Genomic DNA, 15,058 nt, shown 5'->3' with positions numbered 1-15,058 from the left:
CGAAAGGAGTAACAGACGAAGATGGGGAGTAAAAAGGTTGCTGCGAAGGTAAAGGGGAACAAAAAATACGTCTATTCATTCGGCGGCGGAAAAGCCGACGGGAACGAGAGCATGAAGAACCTCCTCGGCGGAAAAGGCGCAAACCTGGCCGAGATGGCAGGCCATAAGGACCTGAAGCTCCCGGTCCCTCCGGGGTTCACCATCACCACCGATGTCTGCACATATTATTACCAGAACAAAAGGACATATCCGGCGGCGCTCAAGGAACAGGTCAATAAAGCGCTGGTGCTGGTCGAGAAATTGATGGGCAGGAAATTCGGCGATCCTGTCAACCCTCTCCTGGTATCGGTCCGTTCCGGCGCGCGCAAATCGATGCCGGGCATGATGGAGACGGTCTTGAACGTCGGCCTTACCGAGAAGACCATACCGGGCCTCATCAAACAGAGCGGCGGCAACACGCGTTTCGTATACGACGCATACCGCAGGCTGATAACGATGTATTCGGACGTTGTCATGGAAAAGGCCGCAGGCATCGAGCCGGCGGACGATATGGGCATCCGCAAGCAGCTGGAAAGGATAATGGATAAGTTAAAGAAGGAAAAAGGATATTCCAGCGATACGGACATGACCGCCGACGACCTCAAGGTGATCTGCAACCAGTACAAGGCAAAGATAAAGGAAACCCTCAAAAAGGAATTCCCCGACGACCCGATGGAACAGATGTGGGGCGGGATCGGCGCGGTATTCGCTTCATGGAACGGCAAGCGCGCGATCAGCTACCGCCGCATCGAGGCGATACCCGACGAATGGGGCACGGCCGTAAACGTCCAGACGATGGTCTTCGGTAACATGGGTGAGGATTCGGCCACAGGCGTCGCCTTCACCCGCAACCCCGGAAACGGCGAGAACGGTTTCTACGGGGAATACCTTATTAACGCTCAGGGCGAAGACGTCGTTGCGGGTATCCGCACGCCGGGCCCGATAAACGGCTATTCGAAGTCGGAACATAATAAATCCTTAAAGACGCTTGAAGAGGTAATGCCGAAGATCTACAAGGAACTGGTAGATTTCCGCAGGCGCCTTGAAAAGCATTACCATGACATGCAGGACATCGAGTTCACGATCGAGAAGGACAGGCTCTTCATGCTACAATGCCGTTCCGGGAAACGCAACGGGCCGGCGGCTGTCCGCATGGCTGTCGACATGCTCAAGGAAAAATTGATAGATAAGCAGACCGCGGTGATGCGCGTGACACCGGCGCAGCTCGATGAGCTTTTGCATCCTATCATCGACCCGAAAGTCGAATTGGCGCACAAGCCCATGGCAAAAGGCCTTCCGGCCGGTCCGGGCGGCGCGTGCGGCCAGATAGTGTTTTCCGCGCATGACGCGGTCGAATGGAGGAAGCAGGGAAAGAAAGTCATCCTCGTCCGCGAGGAGACCAATCCCGAGGACGTCGAAGGCATGAGGGCTGCGGAGGCCATACTTACGGCGCGCGGCGGCATGACTTCGCACGCGGCGCTTGTCGCGCGCGGATGGGGCAAATGCTGCGTCGTAGGATGCGGCGCGCTGCACGTCGATCACGATAAAAAAGAGATGAGTGCCGAAGGCAAGACCCTTAAGGAAGGCGATTGGATAACCTTGAACGGCACAAAAGGCAACGTCTACGAGGGTAAGCTGCCGATGATGGACGCTTCCTCTGAAAACCAATTGCTCAACGATTTCCTTAAAGTCTGCGACACCATAAAGAAGCTTGGGGTCAGGACCAATGCCGATACACCGGAAGACGCTACAAGGGCGCGCCAGTTCGGCGCCGAAGGCATCGGCCTCTTCAGGACAGAGCACATGTTCTACGGCAAGGGTTCGGACGAGCCGCTCTTTATATTAAGGAAGATGATCGTCTCGAATACGCTTGAAGAGAGGAAGAAGGCGATAGACGAGCTCTACCCTTACGTAAAGAAAGACATCAAGGGGACGATCGAGGCGATGGACGGTTATCCGGTCGTCATCAGGCTCCTCGACCCTCCGCTGCACGAGTTCGTGCCGCGCGAGAAGGATAAACTCGAGCAACTCGCCAAGGACCTGAACATATCCATGGATGAGCTTTCAAAGCGCGCCGAGAACCTGCATGAGTCGAACCCGATGATGGGCCACCGCGGCGTCCGTTTAGGGGTGACCTATCCCGAGGTTAGCGAGATGCAGATCCGCGCGATATTCGAATCTGCCGCCGAGCTTATCAAGGAAGGCAAGAAGCCCTATCCTGAGATAATGATACCGGTCGTATGCGACGTTAAAGAGCTAAGCGACCAGCTGGCAATATATAAGAGGGTATACAACGAGGTTGTCTCGAAATATAACCTCAAGGCCATAAAGTGCATGTTCGGGACGATGATAGAGATACCGAGGGCCGCGATAGTCGCAGACAAGCTCGCGACGGTAGCCCAGTTCTTCTCGTTCGGGACCAACGACATGACGCAGATGGGCTTCGGTTTCTCGCGCGATGACATCGGCGGGTTCCTCCCGGATTACCTGAAGAAGGGTATACTCCCGGACGACCCGTTCCAGACGATCGACCAGGAAGGCATCGGAGAGATAATCAAGATAGGCATCGAACGGGGCAGGAAAGGCCGCAAGGACCTCGAGGTCGGCATCTGCGGCGAACACGGCGGAGACCCGCGTTCAGTGGAGTTCTGCCACAGGGTAGGGATGGACTACGTGAGCTGCTCGCCGTTCCGCGTGCCTATCGCAAGGCTTGCCGCGGCGCAGGCTGTACTTAAGGAAAAATAAGGACCGGCCATGGAACCGATCAAGGCGTATCTCAAGGATATAGAGAAGATAGCGCTTTTGACCGCCGAAGAGGAAGTAGAGTTATCCAAACTGGCTAAAAAAGGCGACGTCAAAGCGGAGAAGAGGATGATACAATCGAACCTCCGTCTTGTCGTCAGCATAGCCAAGAAATACAGCTACTTCGGTGTTCCGCTGCTGGACCTTATAGAAGAAGGCAACCTCGGCCTGATGAAGGCCGTAAAAAAATTCAACCACAATAAGGGGTTCCGTTTCTCGACTTACGCCGCATGGTGGATAAAACAATACATCCTCCGCGCGGTCGCAAACCAGGGAAAGACGGTCAGGATCCCGGTCTACATGATGGAGCTGACGTCGAGGTGGAAGAAGACCATCGAAAAGCTTTCCCAGAAACTGGGAAGGAAACCTTCGACCGCCGAGATAGCGAAGTCGATGCAGATACCCGTAAGGAAGGCGCAGGAGCTCGAGACCGTAATGACGCAGCCTACTTCGCTCGAGTCGCCGGTAGGCGAAGACGACAGCGGGACCATGATGGACCTCATCGAGGACACCAAGGCGTCTTCGGCCAGCGAGGAGTTGTCGAACTTCCTGCGCCAGGAGAAGATCGCCGACCTCTTCAAAAAAATGAACAAGAGGGAGCAGGAGATCCTCAACATGCGGTTCGGCCTTAAGGACGATGCCCCGCATACGCTCGAAGAGGTGGCGGAAAAATTCAAGATAACGCGGGAGAGGGTAAGGCAGATAGAAGAGGCGGCATTAAGGAAACTCAGGAAGAACATGACGACCCAGGAGATGCAATAATGGATAATCCTAAGATCGTTGAAGAACTGAAAAAGTCGATCCGCGATATACCCGATTTCCCGAAGAAGGGTATAATATTCAAGGATATCACCACTCTCCTCAAGGACGGCAGGAAATTTCAGGAGGCGATAGACTGCCTCGTTGAAAGATATAAAGGAAAGAAGATAGACAAGGTAGTCTCGATCGAGGCGAGGGGCTTCATCTTCGGCAGCGCCATAGCCTATAAACTAGGCGCCGGCCTCGTCCCGGTCCGCAAAAAAGGCAAATTGCCGCATGAGACGCACAGGGTCGAGTACGCATTGGAATACGGGACCGATTCGCTCGAGATACACAAGGACGCGATAAACCCCGGTGACAATGTCCTGCTGATCGACGACTTGCTGGCGACAGGCGGCACGATGAGCGCCGTATCCGGCCTCATCGAAAAGATGGGGGGCAAGATAGTCGAGGTCGCTTTCCTCATCGAATTGACATTCCTTAAAGGCCGTGAACGCCTTAAGGATCACCGGATCTTCTCGCTGATAGAATTTTAGTTCCGGGCCTGTAGCTCATCTGGATAGAGCAGCGGTTTCCTAAACCGCGTGCGGGAGGTTCGAGTCCTCTCAGGCCCACCAGATATACCAAGGACGATAACGAAAGGTCCCTTTTATGATAGACTTCCACACGCATACATTATTAAGCGACGGGTCGCTCCTGCCGTCGGAATTAGTGAGGAGGGCTTACGCTGTCGGCTATAAGGGCATTGGCCTGGCCGACCACGCCGACGCCTCCAATATCGATTTTCTCGTACCGAGGTTAGTCAAAGCGGCCAAGGTCCTTACATCATCGAAGATAAAAGTGGTTCCGGGGATAGAGCTCACCCATGTCCCGCCCAAAGACCTGCGGGGACTCGTGACATACGCGCGCGCCAACGGCATAAAATTAATTTTAGTCCACGGAGAGACGATAGTCGAGCCGGTCATACCCGGGACGAACGCTGCGGCGCTCGAATGCGATATAAACATTCTCGCCCATCCCGGCCTCATAACGTTAAAAGACGCCAGGACCGCCGCGAAACGCGGCATATATCTTGAGATAACGGCAAAAAACGGCCATTCGCTCACGAACGGGCATGTCGCCCGCGTCGCCGCGCAGGCGAGGGCAAAGCTCGTCTTAAATACCGACTCACACGATCCGGAAGACCTGATCACGGAAGACATGGCGGAAAATATCCTTATGGGGTGCGGGCTTTCGGCCGTTCAAATAAAGGCGATTTTTATCAATTCTTTGTCACTTTTAGTCAATTTATAATTTTTTTATTGACAAAAAATTACTACTATGCTATATTTTGCTCAATGATGTTAACCGAGAGGAGGTGACACAAAAAATCATGTTCAAGAACAACGTATGGAAAATGGTGCTGGTACTCTTTGTTATATCATTGCTTATCGGAATGGCAGTACCGAGCTATGCTGCTAATGCCGGAAGCAAACTGCGCAGAGGTTTAGCCAACTTTGCGACAGGTTGGGTTGAGATCCCTATCGCGATGGATAAGTCGATAAAGGAGAGCAATCCGGTATTCGGCGTCATCGTTGGTGGCCTGAAAGGAACGGTTAAGGGTATAGTCAGGACGGCCTCTGGTCTTTTTGACACCGTAACGTTCCCGATTCCTCCGTATGAAAAAACCTGGTTGAACCCAGAATTCATCGGACAGCCGACGAAATAACATCAGTTAATACAGTTCCTATAGGACATTATAATAAATAGAGGGATGGAAGAAATTCTGTCCCTCTCTTACTATGGGAAAAGATGAAAAGACCCTGTTTTCGCGTCGCGATCTATTTTTTTCTGATTCCACTGATCACCCTGTCTGCCGGCGGCTGCGCTACGACCGGCCAGGGGTCATCCGCCGTTGAAAAAAATCTTGCCGTTTCCCCGCTACTGAGATTTGACGATATTCCCGTACCCGCGGGTTTTTCGCAACTCTCCAAAGAATCATTCATATTCCAGACCGAATCCGTAAGGGCAGGCGTCCTGAGATACGAGGGCAAGGCCGGGCAGGAATCCGTCATGCAGTTCTATAAACAGAATATGCCCGTTTACAATTGGCAGCCGATTAACACAATAGAATTCGGGTTGAAACAGATGAGTTTCGAAAAACCCGGACAAAACTGCATCGTTGTAATAGAAGGCAACAGGACCAAATCCACGATCACCATCTCCGTAGGCCCGAAATCCGAAAAACCGAAATCACCCTTAAAGTAAACGCTTGACGGCCGCCCCGAGTTTGTCTTAAGGAAGCCGCGCCAAAATGATATCCCGGAAAATGAGTTGCGAATTCCGGATGATATCACTATAATAGGATTCGATGATGATCCGAAGACGGCTGCCGAGGCATCTTCGGGGGAATAGAAAGGAGTTTAAGATGCGAAGGATCCTTGTCTTTGTATTTGCCGTTTGTGTCTTGGGGGCCTGCCTTAGGCCTGCGGCCCGCGCCGATACTATCATCTTAAATGACGGCAGGAAGATCGAAGGGGTAATTACCGAAGAAGGAAATGACTATTACAACGTAAAGATCAAGATCGGCACGATGAAGGTCAATAAGGACATGATCGCGGAAATAAAAAAAATACCCGCGGAAGAGAACCTCGTCAACCTCGGGAACCAGTGCCTCGCTGCAAATAATTTAGATGCCGCCATAGAACAATTTAATAAAGCCCTCCGGGCGAACGCGGATTACCAGCCTGCGAAAGACGCGCTCGCAAAAGCGGAAAAGATCAAGGGCGAAGCTGAGGCGAAGAAAAGGAGAGAGCTGGAACAGAGGGAGAGAGAAGCGGCCGAAAAGAAGGACAAGGTCAAAAGCGGGTTCGGCTTCACCATCGACCCTTCAAACGGCACGATAGCCCTGTCCAATGTCGCCTCCGGCGGAAAAGCGGAAGCCGTTGGGTTAAGGCCGAAAGACGAAATAATACAGATCAATGATATGGCCGCCGGCGGAAAATCCCTTGAAGAGATAACCGACTACCTTTCTAAGGGAGATAATACCGCTTTTGTTTTCCTCGTACAGAGGGAATGCGAACTTACCAGGAAAAAGATCGACTACCAGAAACATTCTTTCGTCGGGGTGGGGATATTCCTGGATGCCGCAGGCAACGACCTCCTGATCAACAGCGTCATAGTGGGTGAACCGGCCGACCTTTCCGGCATAAAGTCGAAGGACAAGATCGTCTCGATCGACGGGAAATCCGTATCCGGTATGTCAGTCGACGAAGCGGCAGCGCTCATAAGCGGCGACGAATCTTCCAAGCTCAAGATAGTGATCCAACGTTCCGTGGAGATGGAAAGAAAATAGAAGCTTACGGGAGCGCCCTGAAGGCCATAAACCGCCCGTCGGCGGTTCATTAAAAAATACCCTAAAAACAGCAAAAAATGCTTGACAAACACCCCCTATTATGTTAATTTAAGCACAAAGTTGGGCTCTACCATCATGGATGGTTTCAGACATGGCGAGAGAGGAGGGATGAACTTAAAACGCCGGAAGCTATCAAAATCATGATGATAAGCAATATAAATGGAAAATACGTGGGTTTGTTTTTTAAACCTGTTTCAGAATATAACTTAACCAAGGAGATTCGAAAATGAAGTTAATGAAAGTTCTCTTCGTAGCTGCGATAGTAGTCGCGATAGCGGCTCCTACGTTCGCTGCGGTACAGAACATTAAAGTTAGCGGTTCCGTAGAGGAACAGGCTATCTATATGAGCAACTTTGACCTAGCGTCAAAGAGCGAAGAAAGCACAGCAAGGCGCTTTGCTCCTCCTATGCCTCAGATAGCCGGTTCAGGCAACTCCATAAACGAAGATTCAGAATCCTTCATTCTCTCGACCATAAAGGTCGGAGTGGATTCTGACCTGACCGATAACGTCTCGGCTTCGATCGTTCTGTCAAACCAGACCAAGTGGGGCAACAATGCCATTCTTGGTGACGGCGTACAGGTGAACAAGGCGTTCGTAACGCTGAAAGAGTTCTTCTATCAGCCGTTGACATTGAAGGTCGGACGTCAGGACCTGAAATTCGGTAACGGTTTCATAGTCGGACCTGGTATCTTCAGGGACCCGCAGAATACATTCGGGTTACCCCAGCAAGATCTAGCGGTTGACCGTTTCAACTTAGGCGGTGGAAACCAGCTCGTCACGCCGGGCGGTCCTAACGGTTTGCAGTTTAGCGACGCTACCTATTATGACGCTATACGCGCGACCTTAGACCTGGATCCGTGGACGGTTGATGCTATCTATTCGAAGATCAGCCAGACCGGAACCGCGAGAGTCGATGAAGAGTTGGCCGGTGCCAATGTCGCATACAAGTTCGACCAGTACAATGCGAAGGCCGAAGCTTACTACTTCTTCAAGTATAATCCCGGCTTGAACGATGACATGGGATTGATTGACACAGTCGATTACACAGCGACCGGCGCCGCGTTCGGCGGTTTCATATTGGACCAGTCCGTTCCGGGCGTAGGAGCTAGGGTATACGAGAAGGAAGAAACACATGTATTCGGTATGAGGGGTGATATCGATCCGATCGAGAACCTCGTACTTTCCGGTGAAGGCGCGTTACAGTGGGGCCAGCTCAAGGACTCTGAAGGTCCGTGGGGCAAAGGCACCGATAACGGCTCGATCAACAGAGGCAAGTTGGCCTGGGCTATCAATGCCTATGGTAACTATACCTGGAAAGAAGTCGCCTACAAACCTAATTTAGGCTTAGGCGTCGAAATTCTTTCAGGCCAGAACGCCGGCAACAGCGGCAAGTGGACCGCGTGGGATCCGATGTTCAGGGGCAACTCCCTGTCCATGATCCGCGGTTACATGGCCGGTCAGCAGGCTGCGTTCAACAACATCGGTGGTAACATCTACTCGACGTTAGACATGAAAGATCCGTCAGGTTCAACAGACGCGATAACCATGTACATCGATGGCGGATTGAAACCGATGGACGACCTCTCAATCAAGGCGAGATGGCTGCACTTCTGGACCGAGAAGAAACCGGTCGACGGAAGAAGCAGGAACCTCGGTGATGAGGTCGATACGACGATCCTGTACGATTACACGGAAGATGTCCAGTTCGATCTAACTGGCGCCGTGTTCGTTCCGGAGACGTTCTATAGCAACAACAATGATGGTTTCACCAAGAGCACGACCCCTGCTGTGATCGTGACTGGCGGTGTGAAAGTAACCTTCTAACATCAGTTAGATGGAAAACCCCCTGGGGCGAAAACCCCAGGGGGTTTTTTTATCCGCGAAGCGGATAATCCCTACGAGCGCGGTGAAATTATCTTCGATAATTTCACCATACATAGCGAGCAGGAATAACTTAAAGGACCTTCATGTCTGATTCTCCTCTATATATAGCCATTGTCTGGCACATGCACCAGCCCTTCTATAGAAACCTCGTTACCGGGGAGACGGTCATGCCGTGGGTCCGGCTCCATGCCGTCAAGGATTATCTGGACATGGTAAAGATCCTGCAGGGTTTCCCGCGTATCCACCAGACCTTTAATCTCGTTCCGTCACTTATCGAACAGATAGAGGATATGCTTGATCCCGGCTCGAAAAAAGACAGGTCCTATGAGCTTACCCTGAAGAAACCCGCCGACCTTACCGAACAGGAAAAACTTTTTATCCTGCGCAATTTCTTTATGGCGAATTGGGATACGATGATAAAACCCTTCCCGGGATATTACGACCTGCTGGTAAAAAGGGGGAGACATTTTTCTTCCGAAGACGCTTCATCCGCTGCCAAGCGTTTCACCCCCCAGGATTTCACCGATCTCCAGCTGCTTTTCAACCTGGCGTGGATCGACCCCGTTTTCAGGGAAAAAGACTCCCAACTCAAGGAACTTGTCAGGAAAGGGAAGTACTTTTCCGAAGAAGACAAGAAGCTGGTCATGGAAAAGCAGCTAGGGATCATGCGGGAAATAATACCTACCTACAAGGATATGCAGGAGAAGGGCGGCATAGAGGTGTCGGTTTCACCGTTCTTCCACCCGATACTGCCTTTACTGTGCGATTCCGACGCGGCAAAGATATCCTATCCGGAGATCAGGCTGCCCAAGATAAATTTCCGCCATCCGGAAGACGCCAAGGCGCAGTTAGATATGGCGGTAAAATTCTATACGGAGAAGTTCGGAAGGCCGCCGAGGGGCATGTGGCCTTCAGAGGGGTCGGTAAGCGAACAGGCCGCAGACCTTATAATAGACGCGGGACTCAAATGGGCCGCTACGGACGAAGAGATACTCTTCAGGTCGCTCGGGAGGGAAAAAACGCAGGAAGCCCTCTACAGGCCGTATATGTTTGAAAGAAAGCAGGGCGGATTATCGCTCATATTCAGGGACAGGGCCTTATCGGATTCTATAGGCTTCGCATACCAGAGCTGGAGCGCGGAAAATGCCGCGGGAGACCTGCTAAACCGCCTGCGCGCGATCAAGGAGAGGCTCCCGAGATCCAAAGTCCCGTATCTTGTCCCTATAATCCTTGACGGAGAGAACGCGTGGGAATTTTATCCTAACGACGGCGGCGACTTCCTTAACTGTTTATACAGGAACGCTTCGAACGACCCGGCTTTAAAATTCGTAACGGTCTCGGAATACCTGGACGAGTTCCCGGCGCAGGATAAGCTCAACAGGCTCCATCCGGGCTCATGGATAAACGCTAACTTCTGCATATGGATAGGACACGAGGAAAAGAATAAAGCGTGGGAATATCTCTCAGAGACCAGGAGCGTCCTTAAGGACTACGAGAAGCAACAGCCTGACCCCGATACCCTCCGGAAGGCCTGGAAAGAGATCTACGTAGCCGAGGGAAGCGACTGGAACTGGTGGTACGGTGATGACAATTCCTCGGCCAACGATGAGGAATTCGACCGGCTCTTCAGGTCGCACCTCGCGAATGTCTACATCCTGATAGGCAAAGAACCTCCCGAGTACCTATCCTTGCCGATAAGGGCAAAGAAGGCGAAGATCATAAGGGAACCATACGGTTTCACAAAACCCGTGATAGACGGAATGGACACGAACTATTTCGAATGGATAAACGCGGGCCTGATCGATACCAGCAAGCGCGGCGGCACTATGCACCAGTCGGAAACGATAATAAAACAGATATATTTCGGTTTCGATCCGGAGGCCCTTTATTTACGGTTTGATATTCCCCTGGACAAGGAGAACGGACATAAAGAAGAATTCAACCTTAACCTCTTGTTCCAGGAAAAAGGAATAAAGGTTTCCGCGCCGCTTTTGCGCAACAGCAAGGATCCGCAATATGTAATATCCGAAAAGGTGAAAGACGGGACATGGGCAGAGGTAAAAAGAGACGCCGCCGTCGCCTATGATAAGATACTGGAATTGGCTATAAAATTCGAAGATATCAAGGCCGGGCCGGGAGACCTGTTAAAGCTGACGGTTACGGTCGAGACCGCCGGCACCGTGATAGAACGCTGCCCGGAGTCCGGGGAGATAGAGATATGGCTCCCGGGGCCGGATTACGAATCCCGGACCTGGACTGTATAGCCGCAATCCATTGACAGGCGATAAAATAACGTATATACTCTAAATCAAATGAACATCATACTCGTTTTCATTCTAACGGCGGCCGTCTTTTTCGTGATCTATATCCTCTCGTGCAAGGAAGAGAGGAAGAGAAACGAGAAATACGCCACGCGCGGGAAGGTCGAGGAATACTGCGCAGGAGAGAAGGAGAGAAGGAGATGCGAACGTTTCGATACCGAACTCGACCTTAAATACAACCTCATCCCTGCCGCGAGATCCGATTTTATGACCAACACAAAAAACATAAGCAAGTCGGGTATTTCCATTTTGGTATTCGAACTACTGCCGAAAGACTCTCTGATCGATATGGAGATCTCGGTGCCAAACTCAAAAGAAGCCATAAAATTAAGGGGAAAGATCGCCTGGTGCGAGGGTTGTAACGGCATTGAGCGCCTCGATAAAGACGGCAAGCGGACCTTCCTAGTCGGCATTGAGTTCCTGGAAACCGAAAAGAAACACCAGAACATGCTTATGGAATACATAGATAAACACCTGTCTAAACAATAAAAAGGAGGCAAACTATGGCGATACCTAGAGGACTCAGGACCAAAAGAAGAAAGAAACGCATGTCAGGCAAAGCCCATAGGGGTCCGAAAAAATAGCTATTAAAAACGAAGCCTGCCGGATAGTCCTTAAAGCCGGGAAATACCTCAAAGAAAACAGCAAGAAGATCAAGAGCATAGCCTTCAAGGGTTCGATAAACCTCGTGACGAATGTCGATCACGAGGTTGAGGGCTTGCTTATACGTTCTTTGCGCGGGGCTTTCCCGGATATAGGATTCCTGTCTGAAGAGATCGGGGAGATCAAGGCAAGCTCGAACCTCAAATGGATAATAGACCCGATAGACGGGACCACGAATTTCGCCCACGGTTTCCCTTTTTATTCGATTTCCGTAGCCCTGGAAAAAGACAAAAAACCCATACTTGGCATAGTATATGACCCCGAACGCCGCGAGCTTTTTTTCGCTGAACGCGGCAAGGGCGCCTTCCTGAACGGCAAACGCATAAAAGTAAGCTCGCAAAAAAACCTCAAAAAGAGCCTTTTGATGACGGGTTTTTCCTATAATTTAGGGAAAACCATGGAGACAAATTTAAGGCATTTCAGGAATTTCCTCGTATCATCGCAGGCAGTTAGAAGGGCAGGCAGCGCGAGCCTGGACCTGTGCAATGTGGCCTGCGGCAGGCTTGACGGCTACTGGGAATTAGGCCTGAATCCCTGGGACACGGCCGCAGCCTGGCTCATAGTCAAAGAAGCCGGGGGAGAGGTGACCACGTTTTCGGGCAAGCCCTACAATCATTACCTAAAAGAAATATTGGCGTCTAACGGGAAGATCCACCGGCAGATGTCAAAGATCCTGTCGAAAAAGAGATCCTGAGACAAAACCCTCCGGAATCACAACCTTAAAAACCCAAAATCAAGCGTCTTTCCAGCCTTGTTCGCTCCCAGGCTCAACGTCCTATAATATATCTTATGTTAAGTACAGGAGCACACGGAATAAGCTGTGGATAAGTCTTTCCCTTCACGCTGAGTTGTCTCTATCGGATAGCTTGTGAGGCGGATTTCTGGCTGGTTATGGCATAGATAATGCCCGGAATTTGGCCTTGGATGGCCCCTATTTCAGAGATTTCTCGCACCATTGGTGGGCGCCCCGCGGAGTTAGTTCTGCAACCATTAGTTGCAGTTTTTGCCTTGACACCATACCTTAGTCATAACTATTTTTAGGGATAAAACCCTATCTTCCGCTTCGGCTTTTCCTCAAATTTCGGTTCTAATAATTCTTTGATAACTCTGATCAGATTTAAGATATCTTTGTCATGCTTATCTACCCTTAGCTCAAGCTCGCTAAACTTGGTTATTAATTCCTTCTGAGAGGCAATAATCTCGCGGAGTTTGATAAAAGTCTTTACTATAAAAATACTTATCCTTATGGCAGTGTCACTGTTCAATACCATAGCCGCCATAGTTACTCCATGTTCCGTAAAAGCATATGGCAGCACGTATGAGTGCTTTAATGGCTTAAACTGGTGCCAATTTGTCACCAGTTCCTTTTTCTCGTTCTCGGTAAGTTGAAACATGAACTCTTTAGGAAAACGGTCGATATTTCTCCTTACCTGCCTATTTAAGTGCTTTGTTTCTACTCCGTAAAGCTCAGCCAGGTCCCTATCAACGATTACTTTCTTTCACCTTATTACGAATATCTTCTGCTCTATTACCTTATGTATAATCAACTTACCCATAAAAAATCCCTCCTTTAGCCATATAGACGCTAAAAGAGGAAAAAAACTTTCAACTATTTTTAGAGTGTCCTCCCTCTGAGGAGGGACTTCGCCAAGTGACACGTCCCCTTTATTGCATCTTCCTGGTCAAGGTAATAACGGCGGGATAAATCGAGCCGTCTCCGTAGCGGTCATTGATCCTGTCTACCGCCTTCAGGAGCGCTTCCCGGCGCTTCTGTTGGTCAAATAAAGGCAAATAACTGGTATGTGTGAAACTACTGCAGGTTACGCCTAAAGCCCTTGTTTTGGGCGTGTTTGGCCCTAATTTGGACATATTAACAAGTACTCTCCGGAATATCTCCTGGCCGTCATTGGTGGCTTCAGGGAATGTCTTTTGGGCCCCGAAATTGCCTACTTTCGGCCCGTTCAGCCATAGGTGTGTTGTTGCCGCTGCCAGGCCTTGCTGCCTTAGGCGCTCAGCGACCATATCGGCCAAAAGGCGTATCCAGGCGCGGACAAACCCAGGATTTTCTGTGGATCTCGGCAAGGTGTACGAATGGCCAATGGATTTGGGGTCCGGGTCATCATCGGCCGGCTCAAGCGTCTCTTCGGCATGCAATGACACGTAAAGATTGAGCCCGTTCTTGCCTAAATTCCGCTCCAGAAATTTGGGCGTTTTGGCGTACAGGTCCAGGCAGGTTTTTACCCCTAAACCCCAAAAAATTTCGGCTGTCTTCTCCCCCACCCCGCATAATTTTTCGACCGGTGTTTTGGCCAAGATTTCAGCTAAATTTGATTCATTCAGGACGGCTATGCCGTTGGGCTTATTTATCTTTGAGGCAAGTTTGGCAAGAAGGCAATTTTTCGCTATGCCTACGGAGGCCGTTATATTGAAGTCTTTGTTTATCCTGCGCCGTATATCTTCAGCTAGGGACTGTCCCCGCATGGGGACTGTCCCTTGTTCGCTTCCCACATCCACCTGGAACTCATCTATCGAAACATATACGGTCTCAAACCCGTATCCTTTGATAAGCTCCAATATCCGGCCTGAGGTCCAGATATATTTGCTTTGTTCTGCCGGGACAAAATTAAGGTCCGGGCATATCTTAAAGGCCTCATCAGAAGACATCCCTGAGCCGATACCTAAGGCCTTGGCTTCATAATTGGCCGCGCAAACGACCGTGTGGAGCTTCCTTTCGCGCGTGCCTACTATCAGGGGTTTGCCTTTAAGCCGCGGGTTGATGGCTTGTTCAACGGACGCGAAGAAAGCGTCCATGTCTATGTGCAGGATCATTCTATTATCCTGTCGGTATGCGCAGGGACTGTCCCCGCATGGGGACTGTCCCTTCTATTCAATGATTTTATCAATTTGCCAGCGGTACGTCGTATTGTTGAATGATATCTGGTATAGGCAGGTCCCGGTGTCCACCGAAAACAGGTTCAGGACCTCCCGGCCGCGGCGTTCCTGCCAGTTATAGGTTATCTTCCTTATCCTGTGGACCTTGTTATTGCGGATGAACGCGCGGGGAAATATCGCGGAGCCCTTAAAATATGCCAGGACTTCTATCTTTTCGTTAACTAGACCGGGGTCGACACTGTCTTCGGTCTCGGGAACATGCCTGTCCCAGCGCGCCTTTGGGTTGAAGCCTGATATCGCCAT

General features: G+C 50.6%; 14 protein-coding genes, 1 tRNA gene and 1 pseudogene. 12 read left to right on the top strand and 4 right to left on the bottom strand.

Annotated features, from left to right (window positions below):
* Window positions 1–21: 21 nt before the first annotated feature.
* The 12 genes from ppdK to WC317_01635 all read left to right on the top strand — a co-directional run bounded on the left by ppdK (window position 22) and on the right by WC317_01635 (window position 12,557).
* Entirely contained in the window at window positions 22–2,784 is a 2,763-nt protein-coding gene (ppdK, locus tag WC317_01690) for a pyruvate, phosphate dikinase (GenBank protein ID MFA5338843.1), read from the top strand.
* A 9-nt stretch (window positions 2,785–2,793) separates the two neighbouring features.
* Window positions 2,794–3,603, top strand: a complete 810-nt coding sequence (locus WC317_01685) for a sigma-70 family RNA polymerase sigma factor (GenBank protein ID MFA5338842.1) — start codon at window positions 2,794–2,796, stop codon at window positions 3,601–3,603.
* Window positions 3,603–4,136, top strand: coding sequence for an adenine phosphoribosyltransferase (locus WC317_01680; GenBank protein MFA5338841.1), 534 nt, complete (start codon window positions 3,603–3,605; stop codon window positions 4,134–4,136). The genes WC317_01685 and WC317_01680 overlap by 1 nt, the downstream gene beginning before the upstream one ends.
* Window positions 4,137–4,140: 4 nt before the next feature.
* A tRNA-Arg gene (locus WC317_01675) sits at window positions 4,141–4,217 on the top strand.
* 34 nt (window positions 4,218–4,251) lie between these two features.
* Entirely contained in the window at window positions 4,252–4,893 is a 642-nt protein-coding gene (locus tag WC317_01670) for a histidinol phosphate phosphatase domain-containing protein (GenBank protein ID MFA5338840.1), read from the top strand.
* A 79-nt stretch (window positions 4,894–4,972) separates the two neighbouring features.
* Entirely contained in the window at window positions 4,973–5,308 is a 336-nt protein-coding gene (locus WC317_01665; protein MFA5338839.1) for an exosortase system-associated protein, TIGR04073 family, read from the top strand.
* Between the two features lie 83 nt (window positions 5,309–5,391).
* On the top strand, window positions 5,392–5,847 hold the full coding sequence (locus WC317_01660) for a hypothetical protein (protein ID MFA5338838.1): 456 nt from the start codon (window positions 5,392–5,394) through the stop codon (window positions 5,845–5,847).
* A gap of 160 nt (window positions 5,848–6,007) precedes the next feature.
* Window positions 6,008–6,934, top strand: a complete 927-nt coding sequence (locus WC317_01655; protein MFA5338837.1) for a PDZ domain-containing protein — start codon at window positions 6,008–6,010, stop codon at window positions 6,932–6,934.
* Window positions 6,935–7,220: 286 nt separating this feature from the next.
* Window positions 7,221–8,819, top strand: a complete 1,599-nt coding sequence (locus WC317_01650; GenBank protein MFA5338836.1) for an alginate export family protein — start codon at window positions 7,221–7,223, stop codon at window positions 8,817–8,819.
* A 143-nt stretch (window positions 8,820–8,962) separates the two neighbouring features.
* Window positions 8,963–11,143, top strand: a complete 2,181-nt coding sequence (locus WC317_01645) for a glycoside hydrolase family 57 protein (protein MFA5338835.1) — start codon at window positions 8,963–8,965, stop codon at window positions 11,141–11,143.
* A gap of 48 nt (window positions 11,144–11,191) precedes the next feature.
* Window positions 11,192–11,689, top strand: coding sequence for a PilZ domain-containing protein (locus WC317_01640; GenBank protein ID MFA5338834.1), 498 nt, complete (start codon window positions 11,192–11,194; stop codon window positions 11,687–11,689).
* Between the two features lie 91 nt (window positions 11,690–11,780).
* On the top strand, window positions 11,781–12,557 hold the full coding sequence (locus WC317_01635) for an inositol monophosphatase family protein (GenBank protein MFA5338833.1): 777 nt from the start codon (window positions 11,781–11,783) through the stop codon (window positions 12,555–12,557).
* A 343-nt stretch (window positions 12,558–12,900) separates the two neighbouring features.
* Here WC317_01635 and WC317_01630 read toward each other — a convergent pair whose 3' ends face one another.
* The 4 genes and pseudogenes from WC317_01630 to WC317_01615 form a co-directional block, all read right to left on the bottom strand.
* Window positions 12,901–13,143, bottom strand: coding sequence for a hypothetical protein (locus WC317_01630; GenBank protein ID MFA5338832.1), 243 nt, complete (start codon window positions 13,141–13,143; stop codon window positions 12,901–12,903).
* Window positions 13,144–13,353, bottom strand: a pseudogene (locus WC317_01625) (ORF6N domain-containing protein).
* A 175-nt stretch (window positions 13,354–13,528) separates the two neighbouring features.
* Window positions 13,529–14,692 (bottom strand): hypothetical protein, encoded by a 1,164-nt coding sequence (locus WC317_01620; GenBank protein MFA5338831.1) that lies wholly within the window; start codon window positions 14,690–14,692, stop codon window positions 13,529–13,531.
* A gap of 54 nt (window positions 14,693–14,746) precedes the next feature.
* Window positions 14,747–15,058: a hypothetical protein gene (locus WC317_01615; GenBank protein MFA5338830.1), complete on the bottom strand. Its 312-nt coding sequence runs from the start codon at window positions 15,056–15,058 to the stop codon at window positions 14,747–14,749.

It is taken from the genome of Candidatus Omnitrophota bacterium (assembly GCA_041653595.1).
Lineage (GTDB): Bacteria > Omnitrophota > Gorgyraeia > Pluralincolimonadales > Pluralincolimonadaceae > Pluralincolimonas.
The sequence above is the reverse complement of the archived record's forward strand: the minus strand, read 5'-3'. Positions and strand labels throughout refer to the sequence as shown.

Excerpts from the sequence above, each read along its gene's own strand:
- ppdK (MFA5338843.1), top strand. The coding sequence starts at position 22 with ATGGGGAGTAAAAAGGTTGCTGCGAAGGTAAAGGGGAACAAAAAATAC.
- WC317_01685 (MFA5338842.1), top strand. The coding sequence starts at position 2,794 with ATGGAACCGATCAAGGCGTATCTCAAGGATATAGAGAAGATAGCGCTT.
- WC317_01680 (MFA5338841.1), top strand. The coding sequence starts at position 3,603 with ATGGATAATCCTAAGATCGTTGAAGAACTGAAAAAGTCGATCCGCGAT.
- WC317_01670 (MFA5338840.1), top strand. The coding sequence starts at position 4,252 with ATGATAGACTTCCACACGCATACATTATTAAGCGACGGGTCGCTCCTG.
- WC317_01665 (MFA5338839.1), top strand. The coding sequence starts at position 4,973 with ATGTTCAAGAACAACGTATGGAAAATGGTGCTGGTACTCTTTGTTATA.
- WC317_01660 (MFA5338838.1), top strand. The coding sequence starts at position 5,392 with ATGAAAAGACCCTGTTTTCGCGTCGCGATCTATTTTTTTCTGATTCCA.
- WC317_01655 (MFA5338837.1), top strand. The coding sequence starts at position 6,008 with ATGCGAAGGATCCTTGTCTTTGTATTTGCCGTTTGTGTCTTGGGGGCC.
- WC317_01650 (MFA5338836.1), top strand. The coding sequence starts at position 7,221 with ATGAAGTTAATGAAAGTTCTCTTCGTAGCTGCGATAGTAGTCGCGATA.
- WC317_01645 (MFA5338835.1), top strand. The coding sequence starts at position 8,963 with ATGTCTGATTCTCCTCTATATATAGCCATTGTCTGGCACATGCACCAG.
- WC317_01640 (MFA5338834.1), top strand. The coding sequence starts at position 11,192 with ATGAACATCATACTCGTTTTCATTCTAACGGCGGCCGTCTTTTTCGTG.
- WC317_01630 (MFA5338832.1), bottom strand. The coding sequence starts at position 13,143 with ATGGCGGCTATGGTATTGAACAGTGACACTGCCATAAGGATAAGTATT.
- WC317_01620 (MFA5338831.1), bottom strand. The coding sequence starts at position 14,692 with ATGATCCTGCACATAGACATGGACGCTTTCTTCGCGTCCGTTGAACAA.
- WC317_01615 (MFA5338830.1), bottom strand. The coding sequence starts at position 15,058 with ATGGCGATATCAGGCTTCAACCCAAAGGCGCGCTGGGACAGGCATGTT.